Raw genomic sequence first — 18,812 nt, 5'->3', positions numbered from 1 at the left:
CTATTTACCTTGAAATTTCGGCTTTCTTTTTTCTAAAAAAGCCTGCGTTCCTTCACCCTTATCTTCCGAACCCATTAAGATCGTCTGGGATAGTTTTTCTAAATAAAGAGCTGTTTCCATCCCAATGTCTGCACCGTGGTTTACTGCCGCCTTCGCTAAACGCAGTGCTAAAGGACCTTTTAAACTAATTCTATTTGCATATTCCTTTACTTTTTCCATTAGCTCATCCAGGGGGACCGCCTTACTGATAAGGCCAATTCTCTCGGCCTCTTCAGCTGTAATGATGTCCCCTGTTAAAATGAGGTCCATCGCTTTGCCTTTGCCAACGATTCTAGTAAGTCTTTGAGTACCGCCTGCACCTGGGATAATTCCTAATCCAACTTCCGGAAGTCCTACTTTTGCATTGTAAGAAGCAATGCGGATATCACAGGCAAGTGCCAATTCTAATCCTCCACCCAATGCAAAGCCATTTATCGCAGCGATGGTTGGCTTTTCAAATTCCTCTATTTTCCGGTAAGTTGCCGTCATATTGGGCCCAAGCGCTTCAATCATCGTCCGTTTATTTAATTGACTGATATCTGCTCCGGCAGCAAATGATTTTTCACCTGCCCCTGTAAATATAACCACTCGAATCTCTTGATTTATCCGTAAATGATCCAGTGCCTGTTCAATTTCAAGCAGGGTCTCAAGATTTAAGGCATTCCGCAATTCCGGACGATTAATAATAATAAAACCGATTTCCATTTCTTCTTTAACGAGAATGTTGTCAAACTCCATCCTTTTTACACCTCTATTCCTATTAAACTGGCATTCTTTTTAAATCTTTTGAAACGATAAATTCTGCCTCTGTCAGCTTCCTTACTTCATCCACACTGCTGTCCTCGGAGACCTCTTCAAGATATAAGCAGCCATTTTCAATACGGAAAACAGCTTTTTCTGTCACAATCATCTCCGCTGTCCGGATCCCGCTCGTCGGGCAGGTAAGTTTTTTTACAATTTTAGGGACGTTATCTTTCGTTGTATGAGAAATAGCGATAATAATTTTCTTGGCACTGGCGACTAAATCCATTGCCCCGCCTACTCCAAGTATGTCCTGTCCAGGAACAGCCCAATTGGCAATTTCCCCAGACTGACCAACCTGAAGTGCCCCCATGACTGCAAAATCGACATGTCCGCCGCGGATCATTACAAAGGAATCAGCACTTGAAAAAATAGACGATCCCTGTCCTAATGTGATTGGATGTTTACTGGCACTGATTAAATCCATATCGATTTCTTCTTTAGGAGGTGTCGGCCCCATTCCTAATAGTCCATTCTCTGATTGTAAGTATACGCGGCTATCCGGTTTTAAATAGTTTTGAATTAATGTTGGAATCCCCACGCCTAGGTTGACAACCATTCCATCCTGGAGTTCCATCGCAATTCGCTTAGCAATTCTTATGCGGTCAACTGCTTGATTCTTACCGGTTACGTTCAAGAAACTCTCCTCCTATTTTTTCATAACGATCATTTATCACAATGATGTCAACATAGGAATGGGGTGTCACGATTTGCTCGGCATCGAAGGTTCCCGTCTCGACAATTTCATCGACTTCGGCAATCACCAGATCAGCTGCTGTCGCCATCATTGGATTAAAATTACGCGCCGTTTTGGAGTAAATCAGGTTCCCCATTGTGTCAGCCTTTGCCGCTTTGATTAACGCAACGTCAGCTTTAATTCCTCTAATAAAAATATAGCGTTCACCATCGAATTCGCGTTCTTCCTTGTCTTCAGCGAGCTTCGTGCCGACTGCTGTTTTTGTATAAAATCCTGCAATGCCTGCGCCGCCAGCTCGAATTGCTTCTGCTAACGTGCCTTGCGGGATAAGTTCAATTTCCAGTTCACCGCTTTTCCATGCTTTTACGGCATCCCGATTTGAGGTAAAATAAGAGCCGACTGCTTTTTTTATATGTTTAGAGATTAATAGCTTTCCCAGCCCTTTTCCTGCTTCTCCTAAGTTATTGCTGATAATGGTTAAATCTCTCGCATGGTCTGATTCTGTTATCGTATCGATTAGGGTAAATGGGGTTCCGCAAATTCCAAAGCCCCCAACTAAGACACGGTCCCCATTTTTAAGCCATTTAATCGCATCCTCAGCTGATTTTACTTTTTCACAGCCTAATGTTTGTTTCATTCTTTAACCTCCAATTCATACATTCAGCTATTTGTCATAATGATAGAAACCGGATCCAGCTTTTCGGCCAAGACGGCCTGCCTTCACATATTTGATGAGCAGCGGACAGGGACGATACTTTTCACCCAAGGTTTTATAAAGGTATTCCATATTTCTTAACCGAGTATCTAAACCTACTAAATCCGCAAGCTCTAACGGTCCCATTGGATGGTTCAACCCCAGCTTCATCGCTTTATCTATATCTTCTGCAGAGGCCACGCCTTCCATCAGCATGTTCATGGCTTCATTTCCAATTAAACAGTTCATACGGCTTGTTACAAAACCAGGGAATTCATTCACCTCTACTGTTTCTTTGCCTAACTTCTTGCCTATTTCCTTCGTTCTTTCAACCGTTTCATCTGAAGTATCCAAGCCTCTAATGATTTCAATTAACTTCATCTTATGGACTGGATTAAAGAAATGCATCGCGATGCACTTTTCCGGCCTTGATGTTTGTGCGCCAATTTCGGTCGGGCTCATCGTTGAGGTATTGGTTGCTAGAATCGTATGCTCCGGGCAAATTTTGTCCAATTGTTTAAAAATGTCTGCTTTCAGCTCCATCAGTTCAAAGACGGCTTCGATGACAATATCTGCATCCCCGGCCGCTATCTCTAAGTCGCTGGAATATTCAATTCTTTGGAGCGCTTGGGAAGCCTGTTCTCTTTTCAGGTAGCCTCTATCAGCACTTTTCGTCATTTCTTTTTCTATATACAATTTAGCTTTATCCAAATTTTCTTGGCTCACATCGTGTAAAAAAACTCGAAAACCGCCAAGTGCGGCAACATACGCAATCCCTCTTCCCATAACTCCTGACCCAACAACTGTTAACTTTTCCATTCCTTTTTCCCCTTTTCCTTTTGGTTATACTAACTTAATTCTAGTAGAGGTCATTTTTACAGTTAGGTAATCTTCTATGCCTTCACTGCCGCCTTCTCTGCCCAACCCACTCTCTTTTACTCCCCCAAATGGTGCTTGAACAGAAAACGGAGCAGAATCATTGATCCCGACCATTCCATATTCCAATTTTTCTGAGACACGATACATCCGTGACAAATCATTTGTATAAAAATAGGAAGCTAAACCATACTCAATATCATTTGCCCGCTGGATCACTTCTTCTTCTGAAGAAAAACGAATTAAAGGAGCAACCGGACCAAATGTTTCTTCTTGTAAAATTTTCATTCCTTCTTTTCCATTTAAAAGTAAGGTAGGACAGTAGAAAAATCCCTTATCATACTCACCGCCAGTAATTCTTTCCCCTCCGAAAAGGACAGATGCGCCTTTTGACACAGCATCTTCCACTTGCTCCTTCATCTTACTAAGGGCTCCTTCATTAATAAGAGGTCCCACCTGATTAGATGCATCCAGTCCATCCCCGACCTTCAATTGGGAAACTCTTTCTTTTAGTTTCACCGCAAACTCATCATAAATGCTGTCATGTACATAGACGCGGTTCGTACATACACATTGCTGTCCCGAGGAAGCGAATTTACTTTGGATAACTCCGTCAATTGCCAAATCCAAATCGGCGTCTTCAAACACAATAAAAGGAGCGTGCCCCCCTAATTCCATCGATACCCTTTTAACTGAATCAGCGGATTGGCGAATCAATTTCTTCCCGATTTCAGTTGAACCTGTAAAGGAAATTTTTCGAACATCTTTGCTTTCCATCAATGTCCCGACAATTTTATCGGAATTGCCCATTACTAGATTAACGACACCTTTTGGAATTCCTACTTCATCAAAAATTTTAAAGAGTGCCAGTGATGATAATGGAGCTTCTTTTGAAGGCTTGAGAATAACCGTACAACCCGCAGCTAAGGCAGGAGCTAGTTTTCTTGCTGCCATCGATAGCGGGAAATTCCAAGGTGTAACCGCTGCCACCACTCCGACTGGTTGTTTCGTTACTGTAATACGTTTATTATCAGCCGCAGCCGGAATCGTTCTTCCATATACTCTTCGTGCTTCTTCTGCGAACCATTGAAAAAATGAGATTGTGCTTTGAACCTCATATTTGGCATTATGAATGGATTTCCCCATTTCTTTTGTTATCAACTCCGCTAACTGCTCAGCTTGCTCTTTCAACTTTTCCACAGTTTTATGTAAATAGTTTGCACGTACATCTGCAGGAAGCTGGGACCATTCACCAAATACAGCCTTTGCCGCCTGAATTGCCACATTTGTTTCGAGAATCCCCACTGTGCACACTTTATCCACTAGCTCTCCTGTTGCTGGATTAAATACCTCCAATGTTTCATTTGTTTGAAGCCATTCCCCGTTAATATACATTTTGTAACCCCTTTCTTTTTGCTTAATGTTTTGTTTACTACGTTTGTTATAGTATTTATCATATATCAAATCATATATGATTTCAATTGCAAATATTCAGAATGATTAAATTTTATTAATTTAAAAAAAAAGATAAACTCTTTTAGCAAATACTGCTAGAAACGAGATGTATCCTTTTAATAATATCCACTTTATTTGATTTTTTGTTTGTGGTTTAAAATAACTTTGATCTCATTAAACAAGATTGAAACTGCTGTTAGTTAATGTTCCGAAAATAACATTTTTTGAATATAAAGTTTTTAGAATCATTATTATTGAAAGGATATATAAAATCATATATAATATAAAATATGAAAAAGGACAATAAGCAGGAGATAGCCTATAAATTTATTCGGTCTCATATTTTAGAAGGTTTTTATGCACCAGGTCAACGCTTAGTTATTGACACACTAGGAAAGGAGTTAGCTTTAAGTGCTATACCAATTCGCGAAGCAATTCGCCGTTTGGAAGCAGAAGGACTTGTTACGATAAAGGCCCATAGCGGGGCTGTAGTTTCATTTATTGATGAAAATGAATATTCTGAAGTCCTTTCAACACTAGCAGTACTGGAAGGATATGCTGTAACTATAAGTTCGCCTAATGTATCAGATGAACAAATAACGAAATTATATGATATCAATGCTCAAATTAGGGATGCCTTAAATCAATTTGATTTTCATCGTTTTATAAAACTAAATAAAGAGTTCCATCTCTATACCATTTCACAATGCACTAATAAATCATTGTATAAATTAATTGAACAGTCGTGGGAGAAACTCGATACGATTAGACGGTTAAAGCCTATGTACTTTCCAGTACGTGCTAACCAGGCAATAAGTGAGCATGAAAAAATCATTACGTTGCTGACTTCAGATCATCCCTCCCAAGAAATAGAACAATTCATTCGACAGCACCATATTTCAGCGATAAAAGATAATTACCAAAATTCAAGCACAAGTTAGTAAAAATGAAAAACAGCAGGTCTGAGTGAGAGAACTTTTCCTGCTTTTTTTCATTTATAACCATAAGCAATATTAAATTTCATTAAAATCAATATCATCTGTTTTCGGAGGCTCTGGTTCAATACCTTGAGTAATCAATTTTAACTCATTATCTAACGAGTCCAAATGTTCAGTCATAATAGTCTCAGCAAATTCTACATCTTGATCTTTAATTGCTTTAAAAATGGAATAATGCTGTGCATAAATTGCTTTATCCATACCATTGAATTGACCTAATTTTTCTCTAGTTATCGATAATACTTCACGAAACAAATCAGATGTTGCGTCCATCATGATCGACAAAACCTTATTTTGACTGGATTTCACCAAATAGGAATGAAATTTATGGTCGGCAGATACACTTTTCTTCAAATCGTTTTCTATTAATGCTTGTTTCATTTCTGTTAATATCTCGGAAAGTATCGACAGATTAGTACTTGATCTGCGAACTGCTGCTAATTTAATTGCTTGAACCTCAATGATTTTTCTTGTTTCTAATAAATCTGTAATAGTAACACTATCCAAAGCCATCGTATAAGAAAGCGTATGGTATATCCCGTTTAATTCTGGTTCTTTAATAAAAGTACCGCCTGCCTTAACCTCTACTATCCCTAGCAACTCCATTGACTTTAGGGCCTCTCTTATAACCGTACGGCTTACCTGTAACTGAGAAGCCAATTCACGTTCAGATAACAAGCGGTCCCCTGGCGACAATCCACCTTCGAGAATTAAGTGGCGTATTTCTTCCATTATTTTTATATATGATTTTACTGAAGGATCTTTATTTAATTTTATGGTCACTTCCCCCTTTATAATTTTTTTTAAAAAATTTCCTACAACTCAATACTAGTATTTCTGCATTTGCTTGTTTTCCTTCATGATTTTAAATCTTTGATCTAATAGTCCTGAGGTTAAGTATACACCGAATAACACAAATATGCCTCCAATGATTTGCTCCTTGATTATCTCCTCGCCTAGGACAATTGTAAGAAGAACAGTAAAGAAGGGAGTAAGGTTCATGGAAATGCCTGATTTATTAACTCCAATTCCTCGAACCGAAATGTTCCACAATACTGTAGATAAAACTGATGAAAAAATAACCATATAGATAAGTCCAATAATGGACAATGGACTTACATTAGAGATCCCCCTATCTACAACAAAAGTAAACGGGAGTAATAACAAGACGGAAAATAATGTTGACACTGCGGTCGCAGTAATGGGTGGAGTTGTAAGTTTTTTTCCTATTATTGAATAAAAGGTCCAAAGGACAACAGTAATAATGATGAAAAGGTCGCCTTTGTTATAACTTATTAAAAAAAAATCATTTATATTTCCTTTAGTTAGAATCACCATTACTCCAAAAATAGAAATAATCAAACCTGAGAATTGCAATTTAGATAGCTTTTCACCCAGAAATATAAACGAAAATAACACTATGATACCTGGATTTAAAGCACTGACAACCGCGGCATTTGCTGCCGAAGTATATTCCAAGGCTGCCATTAGGATTATGTTATAGCCTGCTATCCCCAATACCCCCATTAGCGCCAGGTAAAACCACTCATTTTTAATAGTACTCCAATGGGGTTTTTCGAAAAAATATGCAGTTGGAAGCAATAATACTGCTGCTAAAGTCCACCGTAAAAATGTAATCCAAAATGGTGAAATCTCATTTACGATGAGACTTCCAAATAGAAAATTCCCAGCCCAAAAGAGATTTGCTAGAATCAAATAAATCCAAATTTTCGAGTATCCCATTAGTGTCACCGACTAAGTTAAAAATTTTTTACAAAAAAGGAGTAAACTCAACAAAATTTATGTGATTTAATATCCTTGTTGAGTTTACTCATATAATTGATTCCCGTTAATAACACCAGATAATGAGCCCACATTAAAACAATTGCGTTCAGAGTTCCCTTTATAACCCAAGATTAATAACCCAAGATAGAAAACCCCTTTGAAAAATGCTTTAGGCAAGTACTTATTAGTTTAAGTGAACTCCACTATTTTAATAAATATCAATATTATCTATAATTTTTGATCTTCCAAATTGTGTCGAATTGAAACATACTCTTTTTCATCCAATAATCCAGCTGATTCATTACTTGCTTCTTCTAAGCTAAGATTACTTGTTTCAGGTGCCATAAGAATAGCTACCAGCAACCCGATAACGTTCAATCCTGCTGCTATTAGCATAGTAGGTCCTACCCCAAATGATGCTAAAGCAATTGGTAATCCGAATGTTCCAATTGAAGCACCAATTCTCGTTACTGTAGTAGCAAAACCAACTGCTGTACCTCTGATTTCTGTTGGGAATAGTTCATTTGGATATGCCCATTCAAGAATGGCAGGAGCTCCCGCAAAAAATGCATACATAAAAAATAAACTGATGATGATCCAACTGCTAGCTTCAGGTGCTAAACCTAGACCTAGAAGGGCGATGGTAGTAAAAAAGAATCCCCAAATTAAAAGAGCTCTCCGTCCAATTTTATCAATATAAAACATGGCTACTGTACATCCTATTAAAAATAGCACTGAGATAAATGCTGACCCTATATGGGACAAATCGCCCTTATTTAAATTAAATGTTTCTAACAAAGTTGGAGCAAATGTATAAATCGCGAACATAGGTATTAATTGAAAGTTCCAGAATAACATGACAAATATCGTACGTTTTCGATATGCGGGCGAAAAAAGTCTCATTAAACTAGGCTTTTGAGCTGGTGCTGTTGGAATATCCGCTAATGTGATGTCATTTCCATAGATATTTTTCATTATTTTCAGTGCTTTTTCTTTCTGTCCTTTGCTTAAGAGCCATCTTGGTGATTCAGGAGTATTTAACCGCATTAATAAAACAATTATTGTAGGTATCGCGCTTGATCCTAACATCCATTTCCATGCGTCTGGACCAAAGCTTAATAAAAAGTATCCTACAAAGTATGCAACTGTTGCCCCGACATACCAAGATACTGTTAGGAATCCAATCATTTTCCCACGATATTTTTTAGGTGCAAATTCTGTTAACAACGAGGTAGCTATTGGATAATCGGCCCCAATGGCTATGCCTAGCAATAGTCGCAGAACAAATAGCATTTCCACACTGGTCGCAAATATTTGAAGGATAGATAGAACAAGAAACGCTATAAGATCTAAACGGTACATACTCTCTCGGCCAACTCGATCTGATAGATATCCAAAAACTATTCCACCAATGAATATTCCTATTAAAGCAGACGAACCTAGAAGCCCATTCCAAAAACTGTTGATTTCAAATGATTGATTTAATGGAATTAATGCCATTGCTACTATACTGAGTATATAACCATCTAAGAAAGGGCCACCTGATGAAAATAATGTTAATTTGATGTGGAATTTCATTAATGGTGAATCATCCACAATATTACGAGATTTTGTTGACATTCATTTTCCTCCTTTGTTTTTATGGAACAATTTATCTTCATGACTGAGATTCAATGAAATAATTTGCGAAAAATTCCTTTTGTCGCCATTTAATAAAATATGTCTTGAAGAACTAAGAAGGAAAAGTAATAAAATTCAGGGTTAAGAATTTATTTTTATAAACTTACAGAACAAAATTGCTTGGATCAGAAACCCTTAACCCTGTCATTGTAGTTTTATTTCGATTTTTCTTTATAAAGCATGTTCAACTTTCTTCGTGGATACTTCCATACCTCTTAGAGCTAATTCTTTGAAAAATGGAACGGTTTCAATGCATTTCTCCGGAGGGAATACTCCTTTTCGTAATATTTGGCCCTTCGCAAGCATTTGAGCTACAATGGACGGCGGTACAGACGTTTTCAATGCACCCGCTGGGATGTTCCACCTTTTTGCGGTTCCCACATAAACCTCTACAACAACCTTCTCATTACGTCCGTCCTTCGTCCCCGTAACATCCACACGCGTCACGCTATATTGCTCTTTGTCCACTTTTGGATGTTGTAATTGATTTACAACAGATAACAAAGCTTGCCTTGGAGAAACCTCTACCCCACCCATATTGATTGGCTCCTTACTGCCAAAACCAAGACGGACCAAAAATTCAATCTTCTCATGAAATTCCTTTGGCAGTGCAATACTGAATGTAGTGTTTTTGCAGCCAAGCTCTTTAAAAGATTCATAGAGAGTTACAGGTTCTGGATGAATAGTATAAACCGGGTTAGCAAGTCCAATAGGATCCTTAAAATCAACAGGTCTAGAAATTAACGGGTCGATACTAGTAATCTTGCCGTCCTTTACCACCACTGGATTTAACGTATATTCATCGATAATCGTATCCAACATATATGGTGTTACTAAAGGAGATTGGTATTCAGTTAAATCTTTCATGGCAATAGTGATATCAATATCCGAAACCGTATCTAACTGCTCCACACCAGCCAGTGCCATCATATTTGAAATCCCTGGTCCACTTCCCATTCCGAGAACAGCCGTAATTCCTTTTGCTTCAAATTCTGCTGCCAGTTCTAATTGTTCAGCTGTATCTTCTGGCCATGCGCCGAGGTCAACATAATTTACCCCTGCCTTTAAGGCTGCTCTTGTTACATTGGGACATAAGAAAGCTGGCCCGCTATTAATAACTACGTCAAAATCTCGAATGATATCAGCTGTTTCTTGCTCATTTAATACATTAATTTGCTTTGCTGTTAATCGTGGATCTCCAATCATATTCACTCTTTCTTCTGCTTTTTTAAATAAGATATCAGCAACCATAACCTCTTTTACTTCATTATTTTCTAGTAAATCAAAGATAGTTCCTAACGCTTGAATTCCCGCTCCACCAATAACAATAATTTTCATAATTATCTCACTCCTATGTTTAATTAACTATATTTTGAATATTTTTATTAAAAAATTGAACAAGATTATTAATTGATATTTTTAAAATTTCTTCCCCAGCCTCAGGGGTATTAAAACCCATATGTGGTGTCAAAATTACATTTGATAGTCCCAGTAGGGGGTTATCATTAGCTATTGGTTCTTCATCAAACACATCAATCCCAGCCCCAGCAATCTGTTTTAAAGCCAATACTTCTGCAAGTGATTGGGTATCAATTAACTCTGCTCTTGATGTGTTTATCAAAAAGGACTCTTGTTTCATAAGCAGTAGTTCTCTTTCCCCTAGAAGTTTTTTTGTTTTTTTCGTATATGGTAAATGCAGGGAAACAACATCTGATTGGGATAACAACTCTTTTAAACTAGTAAATTTCACCCCAAGTTTCCGAGCCCTATCTTCATTCGGATTAAAGGTCCAACAAATGACATTCATCCCAAGCGCATTACATAATCCAGCCATTCGCTGCCCTATTCCACCCAATCCGATTAAACCGATTGTTTTACCTCTTAACTCCATACTAGTTTTGGATTGTTCCCATATCCCACCAACGATATTTTCATGGTGTATTTTAAGATTTTTTGCCAGCACCATCATTAAGGACAACGCATGTTCCGCAACTGCATTATCAGCATATCCAGGTGTATTTGTCACAATAATACCCCGTGATGCTGCAAAGTCTAAATCAATGAAATTAGAAGCCCCAATGCATGTAAAGGATATGATTTTTAAATGACGACATTCTTCAATTACTTCATTAGGAATGGACCACCCTAGAAGAATACCATCTGCATCTTTAACCCTATTAATATACTCTTCCTGTGTTTTAGGTCTTCCCTCGTAAATACGAATTTCTGCAATTTGTTCTAATGGGTTAAGGAGATACTCTGTTAAAATCTCTTTTAATTGTGGATCCGCATCTGGAAATACAATTAACATCAGTTTCCACCTCTACTCCCTTATCCTATTTGTGATTGCACGAAAAGTCTTGAACTATTACTTTCTCAGGACTTCTTCTTAGATACAAAACAATGTTCTCATCTTCTTTCCTGACATCGTAGATATGCAGTGAAACTTGATTTGGAGAAAATACAGATCTACCTGTTTTTAAATCAAACTCCCATCCATGTAAAGGGCATTTAATTAATTCATTTTCCATACCATATTGGTATTCCTGAGGTTTTGATGTCACCATTGTTCCCGATATAGATCCGTATATCATCGATATTCCCTGGTGGGGGCATTCATTTCGAATAGCGTATATGTTTTCATCTACATTCATCACGGCTATTTCAATCTGATCTACTTTTACTAGCTTTCTTTCCCCAGGCTGCAGTTGATCAGCAGGAAATAATACCAAACGATTTTGATTTAGTGTTTTTTCTACCTGATCCAAGATCTATATACCTCCTTTGATAAAATTAAAATTTAAAAGTTTCTAAGGCATTTTCAAAGTATATTTTCTTTTTTAGCTCCTCTGGGAACCGTAAAAATAATCTTTTTAGATTATCTCCATCCCAGTGTGGATAGTCACTGCAGAATAATAGCATATCCTCTGCGTTTACCATTTGGATTAACTCCAACAGGTGATTTGGTTTATAGGGCTCTTCAATCGGCTGTGTACCTAGTCGGATATTTCTTCTGATATATTCACTTGGAGGCAGTTTCAGCCACGGGACTTCCTGTCTCAGCCCCTTCCAATTTTTATCCATCCGCCACATTAAGTGTGGTAACCAGGCAAAACCATATTCAATAAAAGCAAACTTCAGTTTAGGAAACTTTTCAAACACGCCTTCAAAAACTAAACTAGAAATCTGTCTCATTGCTATAATAGGCAAGGTAGTATGCCATTCAATATATGAAGATGCAGGCCCAATCGCTTGATCAGGTGCATACTCTGCCGTATTCTCTGCATCGGGATGGACAAGAATCGGAAGACCGTACTCCTCTGCTATTTCATAAATAGGCCAAAAATGTCGCTTTCCAAAGGGAATATTCACAACCCGCAAGTTAATTCCTGCTATCCCTGGCTTTCGACCGATTCTTTCAATTTCTTTAACGCTTAGCTGAGGATCAAGCGGGACAACTTCCATCGTCATTTTAAATCTTTTATCACTTTCAACCCATTTATCATAGAGCCAATCGTTTGCCGCACTTGTATATGCTGCAGCAAGATTTACATTATGATAGGCGCCCATCGTCCCGTGCCCGATATTTAAAATACCGTATGTTGTATTATAGCGATCAAATAAATCTTGAGTTAAAAATTTCGGGTCAGAACCAGGAATACCACCACTTGGCGTAATCGCATCCATTCGAAGAACGTGGCCAGGATTTCCGTAACGTCCCATAGGGAATGTAAAACTGCCATTATTTTGGTTTTTTAACATTTCATTCCTAAATTTACCAATATTAAGCTGCTTCTGATATGCTTCATCTAGGTAAGGAACTAATTCTTCTAATGACGACAAGTATGGATGAACATCACAATCTATCAAGCTGACTGCGTTCATTTCATTTATTTCATTGCTTTTCTTTTCTTTAACAAAAGTTCCCACTCTTTTCCCCCTCTTCCTAGTCCGGAAATAAACAGAATTGAAATCGTTTACAATTAGCTTTTTTCAAAAACATTTTGGTCTGACCATGGTATACCATTATTATACATAACAATATATGCCTAGTCAAAATATTTTTAATATTTTAAATAATCTTTTAAAGGATTATTCCTTTTTCTCATTTATGCAAGAATAGAGTAGTAGGCGAATGAAATAATTCATGCGCCTCTCACAGTTAGAAACGTGCCGGTCATAATCGTATAAGACTCCTTCACGATTATCCACATTGGGGATGATGTTCCATTGTAAACTTCCACAAGAAAGAAAAGTCCTATCCCTTTAAACTATTTATAAGGAGGTGCGATATGGAGTGGTGCAAATGAGATCTAAGCTTTTTCATATACGTAACTCCCTTTTTTATACTCAATTTTATCTTCAAACTTTTCTTTTATGGAATTTGTGTTTCTCTTCTTCCAAAAGCTGCCATCACCTGAATTTTCATTTTGATATCAGCAGCAAGGTTAGGTGTAATATACTACAAGTGGATTATTTTTATTTTTAAGACTACCCTGAAAATTACCCTCTAAAAAAGGCAACACAAAATTAAGGGATTCTAATTCTTTTTTTTTAAATCCCGAGTTTGCCTTTTATATCAGTTCGGATTAACAGGACTAAGCTGTTTTTTCTGTTAAAGTAACGTCGTAGCCTAAGCTTGGCAAGTGCTTAATTGCTTTTTTCTTTTTTGATTCAATCGACTGCTGTTCGTAGTGACTTGAACCGAATTCTTTATAAGGCTCATCCCTGGTTAATAGATGATAAGCAAAGACTAAAATTTGATGGGCAATGGCTACTCTCGCCTTTTTTGTTCCACGTTTTCTTTTTAATAGATAGTATTTTGCGGCTAAATAGCTATCTTTTTTGCGTATGGCACTGGCGGCTGCTTCAATCAGCGCACTTCTTAGATATTTGTTTCCGTCCCTTGTGCGTGCCGTCTTTTTTTACAGGCACTCTCGTTTTGTCCAGGTGCCATTCCAGCCCAGGATGCCAGTTGGGCTGGGCTTTTAAATCTCGTCATATCAAGACCAACTTCAGCTTGATTTGTTGGGCGGTCTGTATTCCAATCCCTCGAATTGAATCTAAAAGTTCAAGTTCCCGATTCGATGATTGTAAACGGTCTCCAATCTCCTTATCCAATTCTTTAATTTGCTTCTCGAGATATTCAATATGATTGAGTTGGTTCTTGAGCATAAACCGTTGGTGGCTGCCGATTAAACCGTTTAAGGAACGTTGAAGTAGGGCCATCTTCTTTCGTAATTTTTTTTGCGAGTTGGGCTATGAATTCCAGGGTTTACTTAGCCGTCTACGAGCTAGCGAATTATCAATCGTACTGAAACACCCAAAATATCGGTCGCAACGGAACCAAGCTTGATGTTCGCTCCTTCAAGGACATTTTTGGATACGATTTAACTCACGTGCACGTTCATCAATTAAGTTCCTACGGTAACGAACAAGTTCCCGCAGTTCCCTTTGTTCACTATTAGGGATGTAGCTAGGCTTCAAAAGACCGTGTTTTAGGAGATCTGCAATCCATTCTGCATCTTTGACATCAGTTTTTACTACCAGGTACCTGTTTAATGTGTTAACGACACAGGTGCTAATAGAAGATTCAAGTTCTAACAAATTATAAACTGGTTTCCAGTAAACCCCTGTACTATCCATTGCCGCATGAGTACAGCAATGGATTGGATCCAGTCTAAAAGGAGAAGAAGGTCATCTGTCATTGTACCAAAGGTGCGAATCTCTTTCTTCTTAGGAGTTAATACACAACAAGCAACTTTCCCTCCAATTTCGGAAGGAAGAGTTGCTTGTTTTTCTTTTGTTCACCCATAAAATATAAAAAACGTAAGCTTTTCAGTGCCCTCCGATTATAATTAAAAAAGCAGTTAAAGGTTAAGTAAATCAACCTTTAACTGCTAAAAAATAAGGGACTTTTTCAGTGCCCTCACTGCGTGTCTGCGTGGTCTCGCCTGTTTCGCTTCTCCCATAGGATTCTTCGTCCCTTCCACCGCAATCAACAAGTGGTTAAAAATCAACATTATTCTTTAACAAAGCCTTTATATAATAAAAACAGCCGAAGTCAATAGCTTTGATTGGATTTATGGTGTGATTCTGATTATATACGACAGACAAAGTGACAATGAACTATTTTATTAAGAAGACAACATAATTTTTTTTCATTTTCACCTTGATAAATTTAACTCGTCCAACAATGGAAAAAGTTCTTCCAAGTGTCTAATTTCAAATGTTGGGATGACTTCATTTCTCTCTTTATCGTGACGGTTTATCCAAACGGATTTAATTCCAACCGAATTCGCACCCAGAATATCCGTCATCAGATTATCCCCCACCATAATCACTTCGTCCTTCTCTAATGACATAAGTGACAGCGCGTGCTCAAATATCGAAGGGTCGGGCTTGCCTCTTCCAAACGCACCTGAAATAACAATCTGGTCAAAATACGGCACTAGCTCTGGTGTAATCGATAGTTTCGTATGCTGTAAATCTGGTGAACCATTCGTTAGTAGAAGCAGTTGATACTTACCCTTTAAGGATTCTAGAATATCAAACGATTCCTCGTACACAAACGGAAGGTTTCTACGCTCTTGCGGGAACCTTTCGGCCAGTTCAAATCCGAAATCGGGGTCATCCACACCCAATGTCTTTAGACCTGCAGTCCAAGCTTCTTTTCGATAACCTGGAACGATTTCTTTCATTTTCCTAAAATCATCATGATCATCTAAAAAATTTCCCCATAAGCCTTCGAAAGGATTAATCCCGATCATTTGTGTGAATGTATAAGTCTCATAGGAGGAGTATAGATTTCTTGCAGCCTCACGAACGGCTTCTTCTAATTCCGATGCTCCCACCCCATACCGTTCTTCTGCTGTCTTACAGGTTGCAACAAATGCCTCCTTAATACTCTTTTGATCCCAAAGCAGTGTATCATCCAAATCAAAAAAAATTGCTTTTATCATTTCTTCGATGTCTCCTTCCTACCAAATCAACTATTTTTCTAGTTTACCATTTTTAGAATTAAAAGAATATTCATTCTTAGAAAAACTCATGATTTCTCGATAAAAATGATTCAGAGCCAAAGTACTATTCAGAATTTTCCTAATACTGCTATAATAAAAGTAATATAGTTGGGTGGTGATAGTGCACCCATTAAGGGGTATTACCATGTTGAATTTGTTGATTACATTGGTGGAGCGGTTAGGTATTCTCGTGATGATTGCCTTTATTTTAACGCGATTCCCTTTCTTCCGAGATATGATTTATCAGGAGCGATTAAATAGAAAGCAGCAATTGACTGCGATTATTTTCTTTGGCTTTTTTGGGATTATTGGAACATATACAGGTTTAACTTTAAGTACCGACAGCCTTGTATTAAATCGTTGGACTTCCAATTTAACATCCGATGAAGCCATTGCCAATTCGCGGGTAATTGGGGTTGTACTAGCAGGACTCCTTGGAGGCTATAAAGTCGGGCTAGGTGCAGGATTAATCGCTGGTATACACCGCTTTACATTAGGAGGTTTCACAGCACTCTCCTGTGGATTAGCAACGATTATTGCAGGACTTCTTGCTGGTGTATTCTATCGAAAAAATAAACATGTAAAACTGACTTCCGCTTTTATTATAGGCGCCTTAGCCGAGGCACTACAAATGATTGTCATTCTTCTCCTGTCCAAACCATTTGAAAAGGCATGGACATTAGTGGAAATTATTGGAATGCCGATGATTTTAGCAAACGGGCTGGGTTGCACTCTGTTCCTTCTTATTATAAAAACTGTCTTCAATGAAGAAGAAAAGGCAGGTGCGATGCAGGCGCAAAAAACTTTAAGAATCGCTGAAAAGACTCTTACCTTTCTCAGAAACGGACTTACCTCCGATTCTGCTAAAATTGTCTGTCATATTCTCCATAATGAAATGAATACGAGAGCGGTGGCGATGACAAATTTATCAGAGATATTAGCTCATGTCGGACTTGGGCATGATCATCATCGTCCAGAAAGCCCCATCCAAACCGAAATTACGATGAAGGCGATTGAGAAGGGTGAAATTATTTTGGCAAACCAACAATCTATCCATTGCCGTGAAAAGAACTGCCCGCTTGGAGCAGCTGTCATCGCTCCTTTGAAACAACGTGGTGCGACTATTGGCACGCTAAAGTTCTATTTCCGTTCTGAAAAAGAAATTACACCCGTCATTATTGAACTGATTTCAGGGCTTAGCTCCCTTTTAAGTAATCAGCTTGAACTTGCAAATGCTGACCATTCCTACCAATTAGCAAAAGAGGCAGAGATCAAGGCACTTCAAGCGCAAATAAGCCCTCATTTCCTGTTTAATACGCTAAATACCATCCTTTCACTTGTTCGTGTGAATCCAGGTAAAGCGCGTAGACTTTTAGTCTATCTTTCTCATTTCTTACGTCAAAACTTATCGGTTACGACTCAAAACATGACAACATTGGAACAGGAGCTAAAGCATGTAAAAGCCTATTTAGCAATTGAATCAGCTAGATTCGAAGATAAATTGAATGTCCTTTATGATATTGAAGAGAGTGCCCTATTAGAAACGATTCCTCCCCTCACCCTTCAACCCATTGTTGAAAATGCTATCAAACATGGAATGAAGGATAAGGAAAGGGATGGCTTGGTAAAAATCACAATTCAAAAACAAAATCTAGCTATCTGCGTAAAAGTGGAAGATAACGGGATTGGCATGGATACAGAACGCTCTGCTCAAATTTGCAAATCCCCCCTCGATTCTGAAACAGGTAACGGCTTTGCCCTTTACAATGTTAATCGAAGACTGACCATCATGTATGGCGAACGTTCAGGACTTCAAATTAAGAGTGAGTTAAATAAAGGAACGGAAATTGGGTTTTTTGTCCCTTGTACGGAGGTAAGTTAAATGGAAACATTTATTCGAACACTAATCGTTGATGATGAACCTTACAGCCGTGATGAACTAAAACATTTATTAGGTGGGTATCAAGCCATTAAAATTGTTGGCGAAGCTGAATCAGGGGAATCTGCCATCATGAGTGCTATTCACCTTCAGCCTGATGTCGTCTTTTTAGACGTAGAAATGCCTAAAATGAACGGCATGAAAGCAGCAAAAGCTTTATCGGAACTTAAAAAAGCCCCATTGGTCGTCTTTGCAACAGCCTATCCGCAATTTGCCGCTGAGGCATTCCGGTACGACGCAGTTGATTATCTACTAAAACCATACGACGAGGATCAATTACAGGAGACCATTCAACGGATTATGGGAAAGTTTTATTCTCAAAGCGAACCTGATATTGGAAAAACAACAGGAAAACTTGCTGTAGAAGAAAATGGTGAAATCCTGTATCTTGAACCGAAAGATATTTTATATATGGTTAGAGATGATAAGGTAACCAGACTCATCACAAAAGTTGGTGAATTTGAAACAAAGACACCCCTCAAGGACTTAGAATTCAGGCTGTTAACCTATGGGTTCTTCAGAATCCATAAAAGTTTTCTAGTGAATTTAGAGTATATTAGCCGGCTGACACCCTGGTTTAATGGGGCCTATCAGCTGCAAATTGAGGGAAGAAGTGAAATGTTAGCCGTAAGTAGAAATTATGTAAAAGCATTACGATCGCGTTTGGAGATTTAATTATAAGACAGTGACTTTTATTTATTAATTCTCAATTTTCTTGCATCTTACCCATTATTTTTGACATGTTATCCTGACTTTTCTACTTTTTACACTCAATTTTTTCTTTTCTTTCTATTATTCTTTTAAAATTATAGATGTAATCGCATTC

The 18,812-nt window shown here is 38.0% G+C and carries 16 protein-coding genes and 1 pseudogene; 3 read left to right on the top strand and 14 right to left on the bottom strand.

Translation table 11 applies throughout. The annotated features are described in order from the left end of the window. From V7124_RS12775 to V7124_RS12755, 5 genes are read right to left on the bottom strand one after another with little or no spacing between them, the layout of a single operon-like run. A complete protein-coding gene (locus V7124_RS12775; protein ID WP_335489582.1) occupies window positions 1-777 on the bottom strand; it encodes an enoyl-CoA hydratase/isomerase family protein in 777 nt (258 codons plus the stop codon). Between the two features lie 22 nt (window positions 778-799). After that, window positions 800-1,477 carry a 3-oxoacid CoA-transferase subunit B gene (locus tag V7124_RS12770; RefSeq protein ID WP_335489580.1) on the bottom strand — a complete coding sequence of 226 codons (678 nt, stop codon included), beginning with the start codon at window positions 1,475-1,477 and terminating at the stop codon, window positions 800-802. Beyond that, window positions 1,461-2,174, bottom strand: coding sequence for a CoA transferase subunit A (locus V7124_RS12765; protein ID WP_335489576.1), 714 nt, complete (start codon window positions 2,172-2,174; stop codon window positions 1,461-1,463). The genes V7124_RS12770 and V7124_RS12765 overlap by 17 nt, the downstream gene beginning before the upstream one ends. A gap of 27 nt (window positions 2,175-2,201) precedes the next feature. After that, entirely contained in the window at window positions 2,202-3,050 is an 849-nt protein-coding gene (locus tag V7124_RS12760; RefSeq protein WP_335489573.1) for a 3-hydroxyacyl-CoA dehydrogenase, read from the bottom strand. A 24-nt stretch (window positions 3,051-3,074) separates the two neighbouring features. Next, a complete protein-coding gene (locus V7124_RS12755) occupies window positions 3,075-4,502 on the bottom strand; it encodes an NAD-dependent succinate-semialdehyde dehydrogenase (RefSeq protein WP_335489570.1) in 1,428 nt (475 codons plus the stop codon). A gap of 350 nt (window positions 4,503-4,852) precedes the next feature. On the opposite strand from V7124_RS12755, the gene V7124_RS12750 reads away from it, so the two are divergent. Further along, window positions 4,853-5,503: a GntR family transcriptional regulator gene (locus tag V7124_RS12750; protein ID WP_335489567.1), complete on the top strand. Its 651-nt coding sequence runs from the start codon at window positions 4,853-4,855 to the stop codon at window positions 5,501-5,503. Window positions 5,504-5,575: 72 nt separating this feature from the next. Here the strand turns inward: V7124_RS12750 and V7124_RS12745 are convergent, their stop codons facing one another. The 9 genes and pseudogenes from V7124_RS12745 to V7124_RS12695 all read right to left on the bottom strand — a co-directional run bounded on the left by V7124_RS12745 (window position 5,576) and on the right by V7124_RS12695 (window position 15,987). Continuing rightward, window positions 5,576-6,292, bottom strand: coding sequence for a FadR/GntR family transcriptional regulator (locus tag V7124_RS12745; protein ID WP_335489564.1), 717 nt, complete (start codon window positions 6,290-6,292; stop codon window positions 5,576-5,578). Window positions 6,293-6,388: 96 nt separating this feature from the next. After that, the gene (locus V7124_RS12740) at window positions 6,389-7,303 is read right to left on the bottom strand and encodes a DMT family transporter (RefSeq protein ID WP_335489561.1); all 915 of its coding nucleotides are present in this window, start codon (window positions 7,301-7,303) and stop codon (window positions 6,389-6,391) included. Window positions 7,304-7,573: 270 nt separating this feature from the next. Continuing rightward, complete coding sequence (locus tag V7124_RS12735) at window positions 7,574-8,965, bottom strand: MFS transporter (protein ID WP_335489558.1); 1,392 nt, start codon at window positions 8,963-8,965, stop codon at window positions 7,574-7,576. 231 nt (window positions 8,966-9,196) lie between these two features. Then, entirely contained in the window at window positions 9,197-10,363 is a 1,167-nt protein-coding gene (locus V7124_RS12730) for a saccharopine dehydrogenase family protein (protein ID WP_335489555.1), read from the bottom strand. A 19-nt stretch (window positions 10,364-10,382) separates the two neighbouring features. Then, the gene (locus tag V7124_RS12725) at window positions 10,383-11,336 is read right to left on the bottom strand and encodes a 2-hydroxyacid dehydrogenase (RefSeq protein WP_335489552.1); all 954 of its coding nucleotides are present in this window, start codon (window positions 11,334-11,336) and stop codon (window positions 10,383-10,385) included. A 25-nt stretch (window positions 11,337-11,361) separates the two neighbouring features. Next, window positions 11,362-11,793, bottom strand: coding sequence for a Rieske (2Fe-2S) protein (locus V7124_RS12720; RefSeq protein ID WP_335489549.1), 432 nt, complete (start codon window positions 11,791-11,793; stop codon window positions 11,362-11,364). Between the two features lie 25 nt (window positions 11,794-11,818). Continuing rightward, window positions 11,819-12,955 (bottom strand): amidohydrolase family protein, encoded by a 1,137-nt coding sequence (locus V7124_RS12715; RefSeq protein WP_335489546.1) that lies wholly within the window; start codon window positions 12,953-12,955, stop codon window positions 11,819-11,821. 668 nt (window positions 12,956-13,623) lie between these two features. Further along, window positions 13,624-14,799: pseudogene (locus V7124_RS26325) on the bottom strand (IS110 family transposase). 393 nt (window positions 14,800-15,192) lie between these two features. After that, on the bottom strand, window positions 15,193-15,987 hold the full coding sequence (locus V7124_RS12695) for an HAD family hydrolase (RefSeq protein ID WP_335489536.1): 795 nt from the start codon (window positions 15,985-15,987) through the stop codon (window positions 15,193-15,195). A gap of 205 nt (window positions 15,988-16,192) precedes the next feature. Between V7124_RS12695 and V7124_RS12690 the strand changes: the two genes are divergently transcribed. Together V7124_RS12690 and V7124_RS12685 are read left to right on the top strand one after the other, a co-directional pair. After that, complete coding sequence (locus V7124_RS12690) at window positions 16,193-17,929, top strand: LytS/YhcK type 5TM receptor domain-containing protein (RefSeq protein WP_335489533.1); 1,737 nt, start codon at window positions 16,193-16,195, stop codon at window positions 17,927-17,929. Next, entirely contained in the window at window positions 17,930-18,661 is a 732-nt protein-coding gene (locus V7124_RS12685) for a LytR/AlgR family response regulator transcription factor (protein ID WP_335489529.1), read from the top strand. Window positions 18,662-18,812 lie beyond the last annotated feature (151 nt).

The sequence above is a fragment of the Neobacillus niacini genome (assembly GCF_036961885.1).
GTDB classification, from domain to species: Bacteria; Bacillota; Bacilli; order Bacillales; family Cytobacillaceae; genus Neobacillus; species Neobacillus niacini_H.
Note: the sequence above shows the minus strand (reverse complement) of the source record. Positions and strands in the feature narration are given on the sequence as shown.